Here is an 18,523-nt window from a genome sequence, read left to right as displayed (position 1 = left end):
ATGGGAGGATAGAATGAGAAAGACAGTATTGCTGGCCGCCGTCGCTGTCCTGGCGCTCTGTGCCGGCCAGGCTCTAGCCAAGAAGCAGCTCGTCATCGTCGTGAAGGGGCTCGATAACCCCTTCTTCGAAGCGATCAATCAGGGTTGCCAGAAATGGAACAAGGAAAACCCGGATTCCGAGTATGAGTGCTTCTACACTGGACCAGCCTCGACATCCGACGAAGCCGGCGAAGCACAGATCGTTCAGGACATGCTCGGCAAAGCCGACACGGCAGCAATCGCCATTTCGCCGTCTAATGCCAAACTGATCGCTCAAACGCTAAAGACCGCGAACCCGACGATCCCCGTCATGACGCTCGACGCGGATCTAGCCAAAGAGGACTCGGCCCTGCGCAAGACTTATCTCGGTACCGACAACTACCTGATGGGTGCCCGGATTGGCGAGTACATCAAGAAGGCCAAGCCGGATGGCGGCAAGATCTGCACGATCGAGGGCAATCCGGGGGCGGACAACATTTTGCGCCGAGCCCAGGGCATGCGCGACACCCTGACCGGTAAGGAGGGACTGACGGAACTGAAGGGTGAGGGAGGCTGGACGGAAGTCGCAGGCTGCCCAGTCTTCACCAATGACGACGGGGCAAAAGGCGTGCAGGCCATGACGGATATTCTCGCCGCCAATCCGGACCTTGATGCCTTTGGTATCATGGGTGGCTGGCCACTATTCGGCGCACCGCAGCCCTATCGCGACCTGTTCAAGCCGATCGCAGACAAGATTGCCAGCAACGAATTCGTCATCGGCGCTGCCGATACCATCGGCGACGAAGTTGCCATTGCGCGTGAAGGGCTGGTGACGGCACTCGTCGGGCAGCGTCCGTTCGAGATGGGCTACAAGGCACCGTCTGTCATGATGGATCTGATCGCCGGTAAGCCGGTGGAAGATCCGGTGTTCACCGGTCTTGATGAGTGCACCAAGGATACAGTCGACACGTGCATCCAGAAGTGACGATCTCGTCCGGGCCCCGTTCGCGGGCGCCCGGACAATCGCCGACCGAACCCTTGCCAGCGCAGGCGGTGGCAGGCATCCCCATTGACGCGAGCGACATGCTTCGCCAGCATCGGAACGAATTGATCCGTGGCGTCGCATTGGCGAGCGAGACCTTATCCGCGTCACATTGTGGAGAGCAGAATGGCAAAGAGGATCATCTTCACCGGCGGCAGCGGCAAAGCCGGTCGCCATGTCGTGCAATATCTCATCGAGCAGGGTCACCAGGTCCTCAATCTCGATACCCGGCCTCTCGACAATCCGAAGGTCAGGACGCTCATCACGGACATCACCGATAGCGGGCAAGTCTTCAACGCCTTGTCGAGTTACACCGGACTGCACGAGTTCGACCCATCCTTGAGGCCACAGCCGATCGACGCCGTCGTGCATTTTGCCGCCATCCCGCGCATCATGATCGCTCCTGACAACGAACTTTTCCGCGTGAACGCGCTCGGCACCTACAACGTCATCGAAGCTGCTGTGAAACTCGGTATTCGCAAGGTCATCATAGCATCCAGCGAGACGACCTACGGCCTCGTCTTTGCCAACGAGCCCCGCAGTCCGCGCTACTTTCCGCTCGACGAGGAGTACGACGTCGACCCCATGGACAGCTATGCCTTGTCGAAAGTTATCAATGAGCAGACGGCACGCGCCTTTGCCCTGCGCAGCGGCTTCGACATCTATGCCCTGCGCATCGGCAACGTCATTGAGCCGAGCGAGTACAAACTGTTTCCTGGATGGTTCGCAAATCCGGGCTTTCGAAAACGCATCGCGTGGAGCTACATCGATGCGCGCGACCTCGGTCAGATCACGCTTCGCGCGATTGAGAAGGACGGGCTTGGATTCCAGATCTTCAATGCCGCAAACGACGACACCTCTTCCGATCTGCCTACCCGCGAACTCATCGACCGTTTCTATCCAGGCGTACCGCTCAAGCGGGAACTCGGCGAGTTCGAGACGTTGCTGTCGAACTGGAAGGCGCGTGATATTTTGGGTTTTCGCAGCGAGCATGGCTGGAGAAAATACGTCACCTCAGGCTGAAAACCGCCCAAAGTTTTCCTCGTCACCTTCACGCGTAAACTTGTCGTACGCGCAAACAGCCGCATGGCTCAGAACCGTCTGTGGCAGCCAACGCCCCAGTCACCCAACCGGGTGACTGGCAACCGCGAGAAGATCACGTATATTGCAACTTACACGGACAACGATTGCCGCGATCTTCGAAGGCCGCAAACTAAGGGTTGATGGAGGCTACTATGGCAGAACCAAGGTGGCGAACTCTTCCCGCAACTCCCGAATTGCCCGCGACGACCCGCGAAGGGTATGTCGCGGTCGACGGCATCAAGATCTGGTATGCTGTCTACGGTTCCGGTGAGCCCGTGATTATGCTCCATGGCGGTCTCGCCAATTCCAATTACTGGGGCCATCAGGTTCCGGAACTCGCCAAGCCTATCAGGTCATCGTTATGGACAGCCGCGGCCACGGACGCAGCACTCGAAATGCGGACCCCTTCAGCTACGACCGCATGGCCTCCGACGTCATCGCATTGATGGATGATTTAACGGTGTCCACGGCTGCGGTCATAGGCTGGAGCGACGGCGCAATCATCGGCCTCAAGCTAGTGATCGCTAATCCTGGCCGAGTTAGCCGCCTATTCGCATTTGCGGCTAACAGTGACCCATCCGGGATCTACGATCTATCCGATAGCAGGATGTTTGAGAACTATTCTCAGCGGACGCGCGATGAGTATGAAAAGCTGTCTTCCACACCCGTCGAATACGACGACTTCCTTGAGCAAATGGAAAAAATGTGGGGCTCGCAACCAAACATAACGAAAAGTGACCTTCGCAACCTTGAACACCCTATCTGGGTTGCAGCCGGCGACCACGACGAAATTGTCAGGCGTACCGATACGCTGTTCATCGCCGAAAACATTCCCGGTGCCGGTCTGCTAATACAGCCGGAAGTCAGCCACTTTTCCCATTTGCAGAACCCGCATGACTTCACACAGGATCTATTTCGCTTCCTGCGCGCGCATTGAGATAGACCGCAAAACGTGAGGCGAGTGTTTGGCGTGCAGTTTCAGTGTAACGCCTGGGGCTCGGCATCAGCGCGGCAGTGAGAACTCGTCTCACGATCAGCGCGGGAAGTAGGCGGGTCGATCGAGATCGGCGATCAGGCCCGGACCACTCGGCTGCCAGCCGAGGAGCGAGCGGGTCCTGGCGCTTGACGCCGCCATGTTCGCCGCTGCAAAGTTGGCAAACCAGCCGAAGTGCTCTCGCGGCCGCGGTTCGACCGGCAGGCCGAGTTGGCGCCCGATCACTTCGGCGATTTCCCTGAACGGAACCGCTTCGACGGCAACCGCATGGTAGACGCTCTCCGTCACGCCGGCTTCAAGGGCCATGCGGTAGACCTGCGCCGCATCCAGACGGTGAACCCCGGACCAGCAGTTCAAGCCGTCATCAACATAGGCGGACACGCCTTTTTCTCGCGCGAGGCCAGCGACGATCGGGATGAAACCATGGTCGCCCACCCCATGAACGGATGGCGCAAGACGCACCGTCGCTGCGCGCACGCCCTGTTCCGCCACCGCCCTTGCGGCAGCTTCCGACTTGCGCGGCGACGCCGGATTGGGAAGGTCTGCTTCGGTTGCGCCGCGTGGCAGACCCAAGAGGCCGGAGGTAACGAGCAATGGGCGGTCCGACCCTTTGAGTGCGCCTCCCAGTGCCTGGATCGCCCGTTCGTCCTGTGCCGCGTTCTCCAGGAACCTCGAGAAGTCGTGGTTGAAGGCGGTGTGAATTACGGCGTCGGCGGCTGAAGCGGCAGCCCGCAGGATGTCGAGGTCGTCCAGCGAACCTTCGACAACCTTCGCACCGATGGCTGCAAGGGCTGATGCCTTCCCCGCCGAACGGACAAGGCCACTGACCTTATGTCCTGAGCGGATCAGGTCCTCGACGACGGCGGAGCCGACCCAGCCGGTCGCGCCCGTTACGAATACATGCATGACAATTCTCCATTGAGGGGGCCGTCCCATTGGGACGGTCCTTTCGTTGTATGTTCGGATTGGTTTGGTGGCAGTTGAACGTTGGCAGGCTCAGGCCGCGCGCATCGACAACTCGATGTCGTCGGCGAACGGTGTTGACAGATAGCCGCCCGAAGTCGCGCGGACGCGATCGAGATAGTCCGGGCAATGATCCGCATCGTCGGCAACGACCAGTGCACCGGGCCGCAGACGGCTCTCGACCAGTGAAAGGACTTCCGGGTAGAGCGGCTTCGCGCCATCGAGCAGGAGCAGATCTATGCTTTCGGGAAGATCCATACTCAGCGTCGTCAGCGCATCGCCCTCGCGGATTTCGACGAGGTCGATGAGGCCCGCGTCAGCCAGGTTTTGTCGTGCCCTTGCAATCTTCGACGGCTCGAACTCGCTGGTGATCAGCTGGCCCCCGCCATTGTCCCGGAGCGCTGCTGCAAGGTAGAGAGTCGAGAGGCCGAACGACGTGCCGAACTCGACGATCGTCCTTGCGCCGCTGCTTCGGGCCAGCATGTAGAGCAGTTCGCCGGTCTGGCGGGACACGGGAAGCCAAAGATCCTTCATGCGGCTGTAGAAGTCGAGATACTCCGTCTTGCTGTGCATGAGGCGGTCGCGCTCCGCGTGGGAGAGTTCTGCCAAACCCGGGCTGGTGGCGGCATCCGCTTCGTCGAAGAGACGGTCGAGAAGAGATGCAAGGCGTATGTCCTTGAGAGTGTTCATCGGAAAATCCTTGGTTCGCTGCGATGACTTGCTTTCGAATTAAAAATACGAATAATTCGTCGCGTTTGCTAATCGCATTGCAAAAGGTCCCGATGACTGATCGCGCAAGTCCCCGTATTTCCACACGAAAACAGCCCAAACAGTCGCGTTCGAACGAGCTTGTCGCCGCCATTCTTCAGGCGGCTGTTCAGGTTTTGGCGCAGGAGGGTGCGCAGCGTTTTACGACCGCGCGGGTGGCCGAACGGGCAGGTGTCAGCGTCGGATCTCTCTACCAGTATTTCCCCAACAAGGCGGCTATCCTGTTCCGACTGCAGAGCGACGAGTGGCGGCAGACATCAGATCTCCTGGGCGACATCCTGACGGACCGGTCCCGTCCGCCGCTCGAGCGGCTCCGTAGCCTCGTGCAGGCCTTCATCCGTTCGGAATGCGAGGAAGCTGCCGTTCGGGTGGCACTTAGCGATGCCGCCCCGCTTTACCGGGATGCGCCGGAAGCGCAGGACGCGCGGGCGGCGGATGACACGGTCATCGAAGCGTTCATGTCCGAGCTTCTTCCGGATGCCTCCGCGGCGGTCCGGGCCACGGCCGGCGACCTCGTCATGACGACCATGACCACGGTCGGGAAGGAGTTCTCAGCCGAGCCGAAGACCGACGCGGAAATCGCAGCATACGCGAATGCCATGTCCGACATGTTCTGCGCCTATATTCGCTGCCTGCGTTCCGATATTTCCGCAACGGCCGGGTGATGCGCGATTGAACGCTCTGATCGTATGGTCGCCAGGAACTCTGGGAAGACTCACCGGTGGAATGGCCGCAAACCGAACCCTACAAATGGAACCGACGACACGATGAGTCCGGGACTTAACCCGCGGCGGCGCTCCCCTCACCGCCTGCGAAGGCATCGTTGCTAATACCGACTTCCATATCGTCGTTGCCATCTCCTCCCCCCAGCCAATCATTGCCTGCGTCGCCGTAGAGAGAGAAGCGCTATCAGCGCCTTGCGCTACGGCGGCGAAGGCTCCCAGCCGCTCGGCGTTGCGGCCGGCATGTTTACCCGACTGGCCTCTTCAACGTGGCGATGGCCAACAACGCGCATGCCGCCGCTGCGGTCATATACCAGGCTGGCGCATAGATTCCTCCTCCTTGGGAGAGCCATGTGAGGATGGCGGGTGCGAAACCGCCAAAGCTTGTCGTAGCGGTGTTGTAGGCAAGAGACATTCCGGTCGACCGAACGCGTGTCGGGAAGATCTCGGAAAGGGCCGACGGTGCCACGCCGACATAGAGGCCGACCATGATGCAGAACGCGGTTTGCACAAAGATCAGCGTGGGAAGCGTCGACGACATGTGCAGGAGCCAAAGCAACGGATGGACCGCCGTCGCAAGGATGATTGCTGCCACGACCAGCATCTTCTTGCGTCCAACAACGTCCGACAAGCTTCCCGCCACGACGCAACTGATCAACATGAATACATTGCCGATAAGGGAAGCAAGGAAGGTGTCCGAGCCGCTCATGCCGAAGCTGCGCTGAATATAGATCGGCATGAAGATGACAAGCGTGTAGGTCGACACACCCCACAGCACACACATTCCCGTGCCTTTGAGCAGTTCCCGCCAGAACTCCACGAACGCCGCCTTTAGCGGCAGTCGTTCGGTCACACCGGATTTGTTCTGACGAGCAATCTCCTCGCGGAAATGCGGCGTCTCATCGAGCGTGCGGCGCATCCAGATACCCACCGGCGCGATGAGAAGTCCGACAAGAAACGGCAGGCGCCATCCCCATTCACCGATCTGCTGCTGCGTGAGCAGAGCGGTCACCGAGAAGGCGACAAGTGCGGCGAGAATATTGGAGATTGCCATGCTTCCCTGCAGCCATGATGCGTACTTGCCCTTCTTTCCCTCAGGGGCATGTTCAACGAGAAAGGCGGCTGCACCGCCGAGTTCGCCGCCCGCGGAAAAACCTTGAAGCATCCGGCCGACCAACAGGAGGAGTGGCGCACCAATCCCGATGGCGGCATAGGTGGGCGCGGCGGCGATAACGAGAGTGCCAAGCGCCATGATCATGATCGTCAGCGTCAGGGCCGCTTTCCGCCCTGCGCGGTCCGCGTAGACGCCAATCAGAACTGCGCCCAGCGGACGGATGATAAAGCCCAAACCAAACGCGATAAATGCCTTGACGAGTTCCGTCGTCTGGTCGCCCCCAGGAAAGAAGTTCTGGGCTATATAGACGGCGAACAACGCGTAGATGATGAAGTCGTACCATTCAAGCGCGTTTCCGACCGATGCCGCGACAACAGCCCGGCGTCCAGCGATGACCTGTTTGCGATCTGAGGCCTCCACCCCAGATGTGATGCTGCTCATGACAATGCTCCCTCTTATTTTGCTTATGGTGATGGCGGCAGCGGCGGCTTGTACCACTCCCCAAGTGCCCGTGCCGAATGCGCCTTGCAATCGCAACCCTGCTGGGATGCAAGGCTTCCGTCCAAACAGGAATGGCGAAGTGAGCCATAGCGGACGGCGAACTGCCCAACAGATTTGCGACCTGCGGGGCCACCGCGCTCTCAAATAGCAAACATCCTCGTCAGATCGCCTCGGCGCCTCGGCGAATTCGGGTCCGGCGATAGCCGACTTCGGACAAAGCAATTATCCAGAGACCACCTGCCTGCGCATGCTCATGGCATTGAGGAGACGCTATGAGTGATTTTGACTTGATCCTAACTGGCCGCGTGGTGGACGCCAATCGTGTCCGGGAGAACGGCTATGTCGCTGTGCGCGACGGCATCATCGAACGCATTGGCGAGGGTATTCCCCCAGCGTCGAGCAAGGAGCGGCACGACTTCGAAGATGCCTATATTCTTCCCGGCGCCATCGATTCACAGGTGCATTCGCGCTCGCAGGCCGGTCAGGAGGATTTCATCTGGTCGACACGCGCAGCCGCCGCCGGTGGCGTAACCACAATCGTCGATATGCCGTATGACGACGGCAATCTCATCTGCAACGCCGAGCGGCTTGCCCAAAAGGCATTGGAAGCCGGGCAACAGGCGCGCGTGGACTTTGCGCTCTACGGCACCGTCCATCCCAATGACGGGCCAAAGCATATTGCCCAGATGGTCGGCGCCGGAGCAGCTGCTTTCAAGTTCTCAACATTCGGAACACACCCAGAGCGCTTTCCGCGCATACCTCCGCAGACATTGCATGCGTGCTTCGCCGAAATTGCACGCCACGGGCTGGCTGCAGGCGTTCACAACGAGAACGATGAAATGGTGCGCGCTGCTGACGCCGACGTCCAAGCCTTGGGCATCAGCGACTATCGCGCGCATGGCATGGCAAGGCCAGCGATCGCCGAAGCACTGGCCACGGCTGAGGCATACGAGATCGGCGCTGCAACGGGTTGCTCGGCGCATATCGTGCACTGCTCGATCGGTCGTGGCTATGAGCTGTGTTCAAACCATCGGACAAACGGGTTCGATGCGACGATAGAGGCCTGTATCCACTATCTCGTGCTCGATGAGGAAAACGACGTGTCGCGCCTTGGCGGCAAGGCCAAGGTCAACCCTCCGATCAGACCGCGCAGCGAGCTCAAGGCGATCTGGCGGCACCTTGCCGCTGGCGGCGTGACTGTCGTCTCGACCGATCACGTCAGTTGGTCGGAGGATCGCAAAAGCGACCCCGACATGCTCAAGAATGCATCCGGTGCACCGAGCCTTGAAGTTCTCTACTCGCTGCTTCTCGATGGGCTCTTGCTTCGCGGGTTGAGCCCGACATGGGCCGCCCGGCTGCTCGCAGCAAATCCCGCGCGACTGTTTCGAATAGGACACCGGAAGGGAGCGCTCGAGCCGGGTCGCGATGCCGATATCGTCGTCATGGCCAAAGACCCCAGACGCTATGATCCGGCTGCAAGCGGTCATAACGTTGTTGGCTGGAGCCCGTACCAAGGGCTCGAGATCCAGCACCGCCCGGTTGCGACCTTCCAGCGGGGCCACATGGTTTTCGATGGCACGCAGGTCCTGGCTCACCCCGGAGCAGGCAAGTTCATCACGCCCTCGCGGGAGATCTTGATATGAGCGCCGCGATAAGATTGGGAAGGAATATGCCCCTCGACGCCGAGCGTCTGTGGAGCGATCTCGTGGACCTCGCGACGATCACCGAGCCCGAAAGACCTTACACGAGACGCTCGTTTTCGAAATTGTTCATCGAGGGGCGTGAATGGCTCGCGCGGCGCTTCAAGGAAGCGGGAATGACAGTTCGCATCGATGCGGGGGGAAACCTGATCGGAAGGCTGGAGGGCTCTGATACGACTGCCGGAACGATCATAATCGGCTCGCATTCAGACACCGTCCCATCTGGCGGTCGCTTCGACGGCGTCGCCGGCGTTATTGCTGCACTTGAGATTGCGCGGTCGCTGCACCAAGCCGGCCGAAAACTTCGTCATGCCGTCGAGGTAGTGGACTTCCTCGCCGAAGAGCCGTCCGAGTTCGGACTTTCTTGCGTGGGCAGTCGCGCAATGACCGGAATGCTGACCGGCGATCAGCTCGACTTTACGGATCCCACCGGAGAACGCCTTGGCGAAGCGATCGCGCGTGTCGGAGGTGATCCCAAGCGCTTGACCGATGCGGTCCGCGGCGATGTCGTTGCCTGCTTCGAGTTGCACATAGAGCAAGGTGCAGTGCTCGAGGAGAGCCGCATAGACCTTGGCATGGTCAGCGCTATCGTCGGAATCGCCCGGGTTGAGATCGCTTTCGAGGGCCGTGCTGACCACGCCGGCACCACACCCATGACCATGAGGCGCGATGCCGGGCTTGCCGCGGCGATGACAGTGTCTTTCGTGGCCGACAGAGCTTCCAAGGACGCATTGACCGGACAAGGACATTTCGTGGCCACCTGCGGCATCGTCGAACAACAACCCAACGCCGCCAATGTTGTGCCCGGCGCATCAAGGATCGTCGTAGATATCCGTGCCGAAGACCATTCGCTCACGCAACACTTCACAGCCGCATTGGACCAACGCACCCGTGCGATCGCACACCAATTGGGGATCGGTCGGCCGGTCTGGAAGGTCCTCTCCGATAGCGACCCGGCTCAATGCGACGACACGCTTCGGTCGATGCTCCAAGAGAGTGCAATCTCCCTTGGTTTGTCGAGCCGGACCATGGCCTCAGGAGCCGGACACGACACGGCCTTCCTCACGAGGATCGCACCGAGCGCCATGGTCTTCGTTCCATGCCGCGAGGGTCGCAGCCACGCGCCCGAAGAGTGGGCCGAGCGCGATAGTCTTGCAGCAGGCGCCGCCGTTATCCACGACGCCATCCTAAAATTCGACCTCGTCACAGAACCAGAGCAGGGTTCGGGAGAAGCTATTGTCTAGACCTGATCAAAGTATGCGTAGCTTTCTCGCAACACTTGAACAGCGAGGAGAGCTGCACCGCGTAGTACGCGAGGTTGATAGCCGCTTTGAAATTGCATCCGTCCTGAGCTTGCGCGACCGCGGTCCTGCACAGCTTTTCGAGGACGTACGCGGCCACACCATGCCGGTCGTCGGCAATCTCTACAACAACAGGCAGAGGTATGCCCTCGCCCTGGGTACAGATGCCGCCGAACTCGATGCGTTCTGCCTGTCTGCGCTGCGCGCGCCGATCAAACCGCTTCTGGTTGATCGTGCCCCGGTGCAGGAAGTGACCCATAAGCCGCCCTTCGATGTGGGCGCCTTGTTGCCAGTCCCACACTGGTTCGAGAAGGAAGGTGGCCCGTACATCACAGCAGGCGTCATCATCGCGAAAGATCCGGAGACCGGCCGCCGCAACGTCTCGATTGCTCGACTCCGTCTCGAGGGTGGTCAACGCACGATGGCCGGTATCGCCAAGAACCACCATTTGGCCCAACTGGCGGAGAAGGCCAAGCACCTCGGACGCGACCTCGATATTGCAATCGCCATCGGCAACCACGCGGCCGTGCTTCTTGGCTCACAGCTATACCTCGACCTCGGTGATGACGAATTCGACACTGCCGGTGCGCTACTGGGCGAGCCGATCGAGCTCGTGCGATGCCGCACGGTTGACGTCGAAGTTCCAGCGCACGCCGAGATCGTTATTGAAGGGCGCTTGCGGCCCGATGACCTGATCGATGAGGGGGCGGTTTCCGAATTCCCAGGCTTCTATGTTTATTACGGACCCGGAATTGGAGTGGACGTCACCTGTATCACCCATCGCAAGTCGGCGATCTATCAGGCGATCCTGCCTGGTTATGCAGCAGAACACTGCCTAATGGGAGCCGTCTCGATTGGGGCAACGCTCACACGTGATCTGCAACGTGCCATTCCGGCCGTGAAACGCGTTGTGATCACCGACGGCGGCATGGGCCGGTTGCATGCAGTGATTACGATGCAGCGCCCGAGGCTCGGCGAAGGCAAGCGCGCTATCCTGCTTGCGATGGGGTGCGTCAATCTTCTGAAGCTCGTGATCGCCGTCGAAGACGACGTCGATCCGGAAGACTGGCAGCAGGTCGAATGGTCGCTCGCTGCACGTTTCCGCGGCCACGAGGACCTGATCGTTCTGCCCGGGGTCAAGGCCGACCGGTGCGATCCCGTCCACGAAGACCTCGTTGTCACGAAGATCGGAATGGTCGCCACGACGCGCCCCGGCGACGGCGAACCGGGTGGACGATCGGAATTCGTCAAGCCGCCTTCGGATATCTACGAAAGTGTGAGGAGGCAGCTTGATGACTACTGAGAACCTTGTCCCAGACGCGACCAGCGCGAGCCGCAAGTTTGTCATGCCTCAGCCCAGGAAGCGTTTCGTGGTGGCGATCACGGGCGCCTCTGGCCATATCTACGGAATCCGGTTGCTCGAGGTGTTGCGCGAGCTGAACTGCGAGACACACCTCGTCATGTCTAAATCAGCAATGGTGGCCCTCGCTTACGAGACCGACATCAAGGTGAAGGGCATCCGGGACCGCGCCGATCATGTCTATTCCAACGACGACGTCGCGGCCGCCATATCAAGCGGCTCCTTCCGCACCCAAGGCATGTTCATTGCGCCCTGCTCGGCCAAGACATTGGGTGAAATCGCATCGGGAGCATGTGGCACCCTCGTTTCGAGAGCCGCGGATGTGATGTTGAAGGAGAGAAGGAGGCTCGTCCTCATGTTTCGTGAAACACCTCTTCATCTGGGCCATTGCCGCAATATGGTGTCGGTGACCGAGATGGGTGCGATCGTCATGCCGCCCGTGCCAGCGTTCTATTCCCGCCCTGAGAGCGTGGAAGACATAATCGACCACACCGTCGGGCGCGCGCTGGACCTCTTCGATCTGGACGTCGGCGTCGTCAAGCGCTGGAAGGAATGATGGAGTGTGAGGTTTTCGCGCTATGACCTAGTCGTTCTAACCCGGTTCAAGCGACGCGTGAAACTCCTGTCGGCTTGCATCGGCCAAGCGCATTTTGAGAAGCTCCACGAGCGCGCGTTCCGCATTGGTCAGGCTTCGGTCCGTCGAGAAGACGATCGACAACCGCCGATAGATGCTCGGACTACCGATCGGGTTGAGCTGAAACATCTCGGCATGCGCTACATTCTGGATGGCCGTCTCAGGAAGGATAGTCGCAAGCCGCATCCGACGGACGAGCGCAAGGATCATGGCAATGGAATTGATCTCCATATCAGGCGCGAAAGCCAGGCCCTCGCTCTCTGCGGCCTGGTCCAGCAGTTGGCGAAGACCAAACACAGGACTTGGTAATATCAGCGGTAGCGTCGTGCACTTTGCCAATTCGACATCGCCAGGCGGAAGAATGGCATCGACTGATTTGGTGACCACCACCATCCGATCCTGATTACGCAGATCGAGCTGTGACGATCGTGACACCTGCGTTTCAACGATGGCGAAACTGATCTCGCCAGCCTCCACCCAACGATGAAGTGCTGTGGCCGGTGCCTCGACCAGCTGTAGCTTGATCGCCGCATGCTGGCCGGTCCATTCGCTGATTGCCGCGGCAAGTGCCTCCGAAAGCGGGCCGATATGCGTCGCAAGAGGAACGACACCAATGGTTATTTTCTGAGCGTCGCCGGGCGCGATCCTGTTGGCCTGCACAACGAGTTGGTCGCATGCTTCAACCCCATCTCTGAAAAGCCCCGCTAAGCCGTGGGCATCTGCCAGCGGCTTCAGGCCCGTCCGCTGACGCTCAAAAAGATTGACACCCAGCGTCGCCTCGAGCTTGCGCAACTGGCTGGATAATGCCGGCTGAACGACGTGAAGTTTGCGAGCGGCGGCTGTAACGTTGAGCTGGTCCATCAATGCCAGGAAGTAGCGCATCTGCCGCAACGTGATACGCGGGTCGTAGACCACAGGTCTCGGCGGCGAAGACAGAACGCGCTGAAGATGGTCGACGAATGTTCTTGCCGGTTGCGCGGTTCCTGTGACATGCGCCACGACAGGGCTGCTGAGTTCGACCGGTAAAACCGCATAATCGAGCTGCAGGCGCGAAGCGCCCACAGCGACAAGGCTGCGTGGTGCAAGCATAGCCCAAGCGCGCGTCTCGCGGGAGAGATAAGGAAAAGTTCCAACATCCTCGGCAGTGGCGATCGGCTCGGGAAGATCATGGGCCGCGCAATAGGCGCGAACCAGTCTGCGCTGCGCCGGCAAAAGCGGCGGCACCAGGATCAGCAACCGCCGGAGTGCATCAAAGTCCAGGCTGCGACCCGGCTCGCCGGCCCGTTCATGGTTGGTGACAGCGATCCAATCATCGCGATAAAGCAATGCATCTTCGTAAGGGGTCTTATCGTCACCGTAGCGGATAGCCACGTGAGCGGGCAGATCGGATTGGTCCTCCTCAATCGGCACATCAAAACGGACGCGTGGAATGACCTGCGGGTGCTCCTTTCGCAGATATCTGACGGAAAGGCTTATAGCTCTCGACAAACGCCCCAGCGTGAACTGGAGAGGGGTCGAAACCTCCAAGCGGGGTGCTGGCACAGGGATAGCGGCGTATGTGCCGTCTTCGGCCGCTTCGATCCTTTGCAAAATCGGCTCGACTCGTTGATACAGCCATCGCGCAGCCTCAGTCGGGTAATGGCCCAAGGGGCCCCGTTGAAAAAGCTTGATCCCGAGGTCCTGCTCGAGCTGGCTGATGTTTTCGCTAAGCGCCGAAGACGACATGCCTGCGTCTGCGGCCGCCTCTGCATGGTTTCTATACTGGCAAGCGAGAACAAAGTAAGAAAGCTGCTTGGTTTCCAATTGTCTAGCAGCCCTCCCTAGATGTCAGTGCGAGCGCGACAGGAACTGGCGGCAACGCTCGCTCTCAGCGTGCAGAAACACCCGTTCAGGTGGCCCCTGTTCTTCAACGATTCCGTTGTGAAGGAACATAACATGGTTCGAAACGTCTCTGGCGAACTTCATTTCATGGGTCACAAGAAGCATCGTTCGTCCCTCCTCCGCAAGGTCCCGGATGACTTTCAGGACTTCTCCGACGAGCTCAGGATCGAGCGCCGACGTGGGTTCGTCGAAAAGCATGACACGGGGATCCATGCATAGGGCACGGGCGATGGCGATCCGCTGCTGCTGCCCTCCGGAGAGATAGGCCGGATACTGGTGTCGCTTTTCGTAAAGGCCGACCTTGTTGAGCAGGTGTTCCGCCTTCTCTCGCGCATCCGCTCGCGAAATGCCGAGCACGTGGATCGGCGCTTCCACGACATTCTGCAGAACCGTCATATGCTGCCAAAGATTGAACCCCTGGAATACCATGGACAGGCGCGTCCGGATGCGTCGAAGCTGCTGGTGATCGACAGGGTGGAGATTTCCGTCGCGATTGGCTTGAAGTTTAAGCTTTTCGCCGGCGACCTCGATTGTTCCCTGCGAGGGAAGTTCAAGTAGGTTGATACAGCGCAGCAACGTACTCTTGCCGGATCCGGAGGCCCCGATCATCGAAACCACCTCGCCCTCCAATGCGTTCAAATTGACGCCTTTGAGAACCTCCAGGGCGCCAAACCTTTTGTGCAGGTTCCCGACCGCCACCGCGATCGATTTCCCCTCCAACTCCTCCTGACCGTTCACTATAAGCACCCTCCCTTGTGAGGGCGGACCAACTCCGACCCTTCGTTATTTTCGTGAGACTGTCCCAATTGTTCCAGCACGGTGCTCACACCCGTGTCTGCCCTACGCCACTCAGGCCCGTGTGAGGCTTCGCAAATGCCAAAAGCCTGCCTTCAAGCTGCCGAAACAGCCAAACGAGAGCGAATGCGATCGATGCATAGAGAACGGCGGCGATACCGAAGGCTTCGAATGAGGCATAGGTCGCCGAATTCACGTCGCGCGCAACCTTGAGAATATCAGGCACGGTCGCAGTGAACGCGATCGAAGTCGCGTGCAGGACAAGAATCACTTCGTTGCTGTAGGCTGGCAGTGCGCGCCTGAGCGCTGACGGAAGGACGATCCGCCGGTAAACCGTAAATGCCGACATGCCATATGCCCGGGCCGCCTCTATCTCACCATGAGGCACGGCGCGGATGGCGCCGGCAAAGATCTCGGTCGTGTAAGCACAGGTGCAAAGCGCAAATGCCAGGATCGCACAGTTGATCCCCTCACGGAAAAAGCTGTCGAGAAGAGGCACCGACCGTACGAAGCTGAAACTGTAGAAACCGGCGTAGAGGATCAACAACTGCACATAGAGGGGCGTGCCTCGAAACACATAGGTGTAGAGCCAGACCGGAACCCGGATGTAAGGATTGGCCGATGCTCGTGCCACCGAAAGCGGTATCGCCAGAACGAATCCAAGGACGATGGAGGCAACAAGGAGCCACAAGGTCATGGCGACGCCGGTAATCCGGTAGCCATCGGTCCACAGATAGGCCTTCCAGTACTCCTGCAGGATCTCAATCATGCGCCTACCCTCCTGACGCCGGTTGAGAAATATCGCTCGAGCATGAACACGACGACATTTGTCGCCGTTGCGAGCCCAAGGAAGATGGCCGCGCTCAGAATGCTAAAGAAAAAGAAGCTGGAAGACGCCTTGCCCGCGTCCTGCGTAACCTTAATCAAGTCGTTGAGGCCGATGAGCGAAACCAGTGCGGTCGCCTTGATCATGACCTGCCAATTGTTGCCGATGCCTGGAAGGGCATGGCGCATCATCTGCGGAAACAAGATCCTGCAGAACGTTTTCCACGGCGTCATGCCATATGCCGCCGCCGCCTCGAGTTGTCCGCGCGGGACGGCCTGGAATGCGCCTCGGAATGTTTCCGTGAAGTAAGCACCATAGATGAACGAGAGTGTGATCGCACCGGCGGCAAACGGATCGATATCAATCTGATGCAGACCGAGGCGATCGGTAACTCCGTTCAGCCACATCTGAAGGCTGTAGAAGAGAAGCAACATCATGACGAGATCGGGTACGCTGCGGATCACCGTCGTATAAACGGTTGCGGCAAGGCGTAGCGAGCGTCTGGACGACAGCTTGCAACTTGCCCCGACGATGCCAACAAAGAATGCGCCTGCGATCGACAGGACGGCGAGCTCAATCGTCGTCAGCAACCCGGCCAATACAAGGGGACCATATCCGTCGAGGGCCATATGTCTGTTCTTTTCGTAAGCGCGTCGTGAATGGCCACGGCAACGCGGGATTTACCCCTGTGCAGCCGATACGATTGCACAGGGCGAGTTGACCACGCAGGAACATCGCTATCGCGTTTATTGTCCGCCGTAGGCGTCGAAGTCGAAGTATTTGTCATTGATTGACTTGTAGGTGCCGTCAGCGACGATTGCCGCGATCGCCTTGTTGACGTCGTCGCGCAGTTCCGCGTCTTCCTTGCGGAGCCCAAAACCCGAGCCGATGCCGAAGTACTTCGGGTCGTTCATATCCTGACCGGCAAACTCGAATTCCTGCCCTTCAGGCTTCTTCAAGAAGCCGTCACTTGCCTGGATTGATGCCTGCAAAGATGCATCGAGACGTCCCGATCCGAGATCGGAATAGATCTGGTCCTGCGTCTGGTAAGCGACAACTTCCACACCGGCGGGCCGCCATACGGCCATAGCGTAGGTCTCCTGCGAGGACCCCTGCTGGACGCCAATCCGCTTGCCTTTCAACGATTCCGGCGTCGGCTCCAGACCCGAACCCCGTCTTGCGACCAGGCGCGACGGCGCGTTCGAGTATTTGTCAGAGAAGGCGATCTGCTCCTTGCGCTTCTCCGTGATCGTCATCGACGACGCGATGATGTCGAATTTTCGTGCTTGCAGCGAAGGAATGATGCCGTCCCAGCTGCTCTCCACCCAGATACATTTGGCGCGTAGTTCGGCGCAGATGGCCTCGGTGATCTCGACCCCGAAACCGGTCAGGCTGCCGTCCGGCTTCTTGAACTCGAGCGGCGGGTAAGTCGGATCGATGCCCAGTTTAATCGTCTGTCCAGTGCGATCCGCGGCATGTGCCGCGACGGAGCCGGAAAGCAGTATGAGAGATGCTGCTATGATCTTGAACACGATGATTTTCCCCAGTTTGGTTTTCGTTGGTTTCGCCCGAACCGGACCGATTACTCGGTCGCAGCACATGGGCGCTGTGCTGCGATGCCTGCTGTGCGTCGGGTGATGTCGGACTGAGCGGGCGTTGCGAGAAACCGCTCGGCGAGCTTGACCCAATAGGTCGCCCCGATCGCCAATACCTCATCGTTGAAGTCGTAGCTCGGGTTGTGCAGCGGGTGACTCGCCTCGCCGTTGCCGATATTGATGTAGGACCCAGGACAGCGCTCCAGCATGAAAGCGAAATCTTCGCTGGCCATGATCGGGTGCGCGTTCAGGATTGATGCCTCTGGACCGAGCCATTGCCGAGCGACGTCTTGGGCAAATTCCGTCTCGACCGGGTGATTGATAAGCACCGGATGACAGCGCTCATAATTGATGACGGCTCTCGCCCCAAAACTCTCCGCCTGCGCATGCACCAAGCCACAGATCCGCGCCTCGACTTCGCGGCGGACTTCCGGTGACAGCGAGCGCACCGTTACAGACATCTCGGCCGCATCCGGAATGATATTCGACGCGGTTCCGCTGTGAATTGACCCAACCGTGATTACCGCAGCGTCCTGCGGATCGACATTGCGTGAGACCACTGTTTGAAGCGCCATGACGACCGCCGAGCAGACAACGACTGGATCCACCGCCTTGTGTGGAACAGCGCCATGTCCGCCATGACCAATGATACGGATCGTCACCGTATCGGCGGAAGCCATGAACGCGCCGCTGCGAAAGCCGAACGTGCCGACCGGTTGGCCTGGGACGTTGTGCATGGCAAAGACAGCATCGCAGGGAAACCGCTCGAACAGCCCCTCGCCCAACAGCCGCGCGGCTCCCCCAAGGCCCTCTTCGGCCGGCTGAAAGATTAGATGGAGAGCGCCGTGGAAGTCTCGCGACTGCGCCAGATGCCTAGCTGCAGCGAGAAGCATCGCCGTGTGACCATCGTGACCACAGGCATGCATTTTTCCAGGAACGGTACTGCTATAGGATAGTCCCGTCACTTCCTCGATCGGGAGCGCATCCATATCGGCGCGAATGCCAAGCGACCGCCCCTCACCATTGCGCAAAGTTGCGACTACGCCAGTCCCTGCGATCCTCGCAACTTCGTAGCCCCATTCGGCGAGCAGCTTGGCGACCAGCTCACTCGTCGCGAACTCCTCAAAGCCCAACTCCGGATGAGCGTGAATCTGCCTGCGAATCGAGATCGCTTCAGATTGGAAATCGGAAATCCCTGGCAACACGATCGCGTTCTTCATCCACCA

At 59.4% G+C, this 18,523-nt stretch carries 17 protein-coding genes; 8 read left to right on the top strand and 9 right to left on the bottom strand.

The annotated features are described in order from the left end of the window. Window positions 1-13: 13 nt before the first annotated feature. The 3 genes from ASD03_RS22765 (at window position 14) to ASD03_RS22755 (ending at window position 3,080) form a co-directional block, all read left to right on the top strand. A complete protein-coding gene (locus tag ASD03_RS22765) occupies window positions 14-1,003 on the top strand; it encodes a sugar-binding protein (RefSeq protein ID WP_057216559.1) in 990 nt (329 codons plus the stop codon). A gap of 183 nt (window positions 1,004-1,186) precedes the next feature. Beyond that, window positions 1,187-2,083 (top strand): NAD(P)-dependent oxidoreductase, encoded by an 897-nt coding sequence (locus ASD03_RS22760; RefSeq protein ID WP_057216556.1) that lies wholly within the window; start codon window positions 1,187-1,189, stop codon window positions 2,081-2,083. A gap of 421 nt (window positions 2,084-2,504) precedes the next feature. Next, the gene (locus ASD03_RS22755) at window positions 2,505-3,080 is read left to right on the top strand and encodes an alpha/beta hydrolase (RefSeq protein WP_348523279.1); all 576 of its coding nucleotides are present in this window, start codon (window positions 2,505-2,507) and stop codon (window positions 3,078-3,080) included. Between the two features lie 96 nt (window positions 3,081-3,176). On the opposite strand, the gene ASD03_RS22750 is transcribed toward ASD03_RS22755, so the two are convergent. Together ASD03_RS22750 and ASD03_RS22745 are read right to left on the bottom strand one after the other, a co-directional pair. After that, entirely contained in the window at window positions 3,177-4,043 is an 867-nt protein-coding gene (locus ASD03_RS22750; protein WP_057216553.1) for an SDR family oxidoreductase, read from the bottom strand. A 90-nt stretch (window positions 4,044-4,133) separates the two neighbouring features. Next, window positions 4,134-4,790: an O-methyltransferase gene (locus ASD03_RS22745; protein WP_057216550.1), complete on the bottom strand. Its 657-nt coding sequence runs from the start codon at window positions 4,788-4,790 to the stop codon at window positions 4,134-4,136. A gap of 92 nt (window positions 4,791-4,882) precedes the next feature. Here ASD03_RS22745 and ASD03_RS22740 point away from each other — a divergent pair, with 92 nt between their 5' ends. Beyond that, entirely contained in the window at window positions 4,883-5,533 is a 651-nt protein-coding gene (locus tag ASD03_RS22740) for a TetR family transcriptional regulator (protein WP_057216548.1), read from the top strand. Window positions 5,534-5,837: 304 nt separating this feature from the next. Here the strand turns inward: ASD03_RS22740 and ASD03_RS22735 are convergent, their stop codons facing one another. Continuing rightward, on the bottom strand, window positions 5,838-7,145 hold the full coding sequence (locus tag ASD03_RS22735; protein WP_057216544.1) for an MFS transporter: 1,308 nt from the start codon (window positions 7,143-7,145) through the stop codon (window positions 5,838-5,840). Between the two features lie 332 nt (window positions 7,146-7,477). On the opposite strand from ASD03_RS22735, the gene ASD03_RS22730 reads away from it, so the two are divergent. Genes ASD03_RS22730 through ASD03_RS22715 form a run of 4 tightly spaced genes read left to right on the top strand, consistent with a single transcriptional unit; the run spans window position 7,478 to window position 12,122 of the window. After that, window positions 7,478-8,848, top strand: a complete 1,371-nt coding sequence (locus ASD03_RS22730) for a dihydroorotase family protein (protein ID WP_057216542.1) — start codon at window positions 7,478-7,480, stop codon at window positions 8,846-8,848. Beyond that, complete coding sequence (locus ASD03_RS22725) at window positions 8,845-10,149, top strand: Zn-dependent hydrolase (protein ID WP_057216540.1); 1,305 nt, start codon at window positions 8,845-8,847, stop codon at window positions 10,147-10,149. The genes ASD03_RS22730 and ASD03_RS22725 overlap by 4 nt, the downstream gene beginning before the upstream one ends. A gap of 13 nt (window positions 10,150-10,162) precedes the next feature. Then, window positions 10,163-11,509 (top strand): UbiD family decarboxylase, encoded by a 1,347-nt coding sequence (locus ASD03_RS22720; RefSeq protein ID WP_057216538.1) that lies wholly within the window; start codon window positions 10,163-10,165, stop codon window positions 11,507-11,509. Between the two features lie 43 nt (window positions 11,510-11,552). Then, the gene (locus ASD03_RS22715) at window positions 11,553-12,122 is read left to right on the top strand and encodes a UbiX family flavin prenyltransferase (RefSeq protein WP_057217186.1); all 570 of its coding nucleotides are present in this window, start codon (window positions 11,553-11,555) and stop codon (window positions 12,120-12,122) included. A gap of 36 nt (window positions 12,123-12,158) precedes the next feature. Here the strand turns inward: ASD03_RS22715 and ASD03_RS22710 are convergent, their stop codons facing one another. The 6 genes from ASD03_RS22710 to ASD03_RS22680 all read right to left on the bottom strand — a co-directional run bounded on the left by ASD03_RS22710 (window position 12,159) and on the right by ASD03_RS22680 (window position 18,517). Continuing rightward, window positions 12,159-13,571 (bottom strand): LysR family transcriptional regulator, encoded by a 1,413-nt coding sequence (locus ASD03_RS22710; protein ID WP_057216536.1) that lies wholly within the window; start codon window positions 13,569-13,571, stop codon window positions 12,159-12,161. Window positions 13,572-14,027: 456 nt separating this feature from the next. After that, window positions 14,028-14,819 carry an ATP-binding cassette domain-containing protein gene (locus tag ASD03_RS22700; RefSeq protein WP_272502219.1) on the bottom strand — a complete coding sequence of 264 codons (792 nt, stop codon included), beginning with the start codon at window positions 14,817-14,819 and terminating at the stop codon, window positions 14,028-14,030. An 85-nt stretch (window positions 14,820-14,904) separates the two neighbouring features. Beyond that, window positions 14,905-15,645 carry an ABC transporter permease gene (locus ASD03_RS22695; RefSeq protein ID WP_057216532.1) on the bottom strand — a complete coding sequence of 247 codons (741 nt, stop codon included), beginning with the start codon at window positions 15,643-15,645 and terminating at the stop codon, window positions 14,905-14,907. Then, window positions 15,642-16,331 carry an ABC transporter permease gene (locus ASD03_RS22690; RefSeq protein WP_025430551.1) on the bottom strand — a complete coding sequence of 230 codons (690 nt, stop codon included), beginning with the start codon at window positions 16,329-16,331 and terminating at the stop codon, window positions 15,642-15,644. The genes ASD03_RS22695 and ASD03_RS22690 overlap by 4 nt, the downstream gene beginning before the upstream one ends. 117 nt (window positions 16,332-16,448) lie before the next feature. Then, entirely contained in the window at window positions 16,449-17,234 is a 786-nt protein-coding gene (locus tag ASD03_RS22685; RefSeq protein ID WP_057216528.1) for an ABC transporter substrate-binding protein, read from the bottom strand. Window positions 17,235-17,284: 50 nt separating this feature from the next. Then, entirely contained in the window at window positions 17,285-18,517 is a 1,233-nt protein-coding gene (locus tag ASD03_RS22680; RefSeq protein WP_063991867.1) for a M20 aminoacylase family protein, read from the bottom strand. Between the last annotated feature and the right edge of the window lie 6 nt (window positions 18,518-18,523).

The organism is Ensifer sp. Root127 (assembly GCF_001425225.1).
Lineage (GTDB): Bacteria > Pseudomonadota > Alphaproteobacteria > Rhizobiales > Rhizobiaceae > Ensifer > Ensifer canadensis.
This window is presented reverse-complemented; position numbering and strand designations above follow the sequence as displayed.

Excerpts from the sequence above, each read along its gene's own strand:
- ASD03_RS22730 (WP_057216542.1), top strand. The coding sequence starts at position 7,478 with ATGAGTGATTTTGACTTGATCCTAACTGGCCGCGTGGTGGACGCCAAT.
- ASD03_RS22725 (WP_057216540.1), top strand. The coding sequence starts at position 8,845 with ATGAGCGCCGCGATAAGATTGGGAAGGAATATGCCCCTCGACGCCGAG.
- ASD03_RS22765 (WP_057216559.1), top strand. The coding sequence starts at position 14 with ATGAGAAAGACAGTATTGCTGGCCGCCGTCGCTGTCCTGGCGCTCTGT.
- ASD03_RS22715 (WP_057217186.1), top strand. The coding sequence starts at position 11,553 with ATGCCTCAGCCCAGGAAGCGTTTCGTGGTGGCGATCACGGGCGCCTCT.
- ASD03_RS22695 (WP_057216532.1), bottom strand. The coding sequence starts at position 15,645 with ATGATTGAGATCCTGCAGGAGTACTGGAAGGCCTATCTGTGGACCGAT.
- ASD03_RS22760 (WP_057216556.1), top strand. The coding sequence starts at position 1,187 with ATGGCAAAGAGGATCATCTTCACCGGCGGCAGCGGCAAAGCCGGTCGC.
- ASD03_RS22755 (WP_348523279.1), top strand. The coding sequence starts at position 2,505 with ATGGACAGCCGCGGCCACGGACGCAGCACTCGAAATGCGGACCCCTTC.
- ASD03_RS22720 (WP_057216538.1), top strand. The coding sequence starts at position 10,163 with ATGCGTAGCTTTCTCGCAACACTTGAACAGCGAGGAGAGCTGCACCGC.
- ASD03_RS22690 (WP_025430551.1), bottom strand. The coding sequence starts at position 16,331 with ATGGCCCTCGACGGATATGGTCCCCTTGTATTGGCCGGGTTGCTGACG.
- ASD03_RS22745 (WP_057216550.1), bottom strand. The coding sequence starts at position 4,790 with ATGAACACTCTCAAGGACATACGCCTTGCATCTCTTCTCGACCGTCTC.
- ASD03_RS22750 (WP_057216553.1), bottom strand. The coding sequence starts at position 4,043 with ATGCATGTATTCGTAACGGGCGCGACCGGCTGGGTCGGCTCCGCCGTC.
- ASD03_RS22680 (WP_063991867.1), bottom strand. The coding sequence starts at position 18,517 with ATGAAGAACGCGATCGTGTTGCCAGGGATTTCCGATTTCCAATCTGAA.
- ASD03_RS22735 (WP_057216544.1), bottom strand. The coding sequence starts at position 7,145 with ATGAGCAGCATCACATCTGGGGTGGAGGCCTCAGATCGCAAACAGGTC.
- ASD03_RS22740 (WP_057216548.1), top strand. The coding sequence starts at position 4,883 with ATGACTGATCGCGCAAGTCCCCGTATTTCCACACGAAAACAGCCCAAA.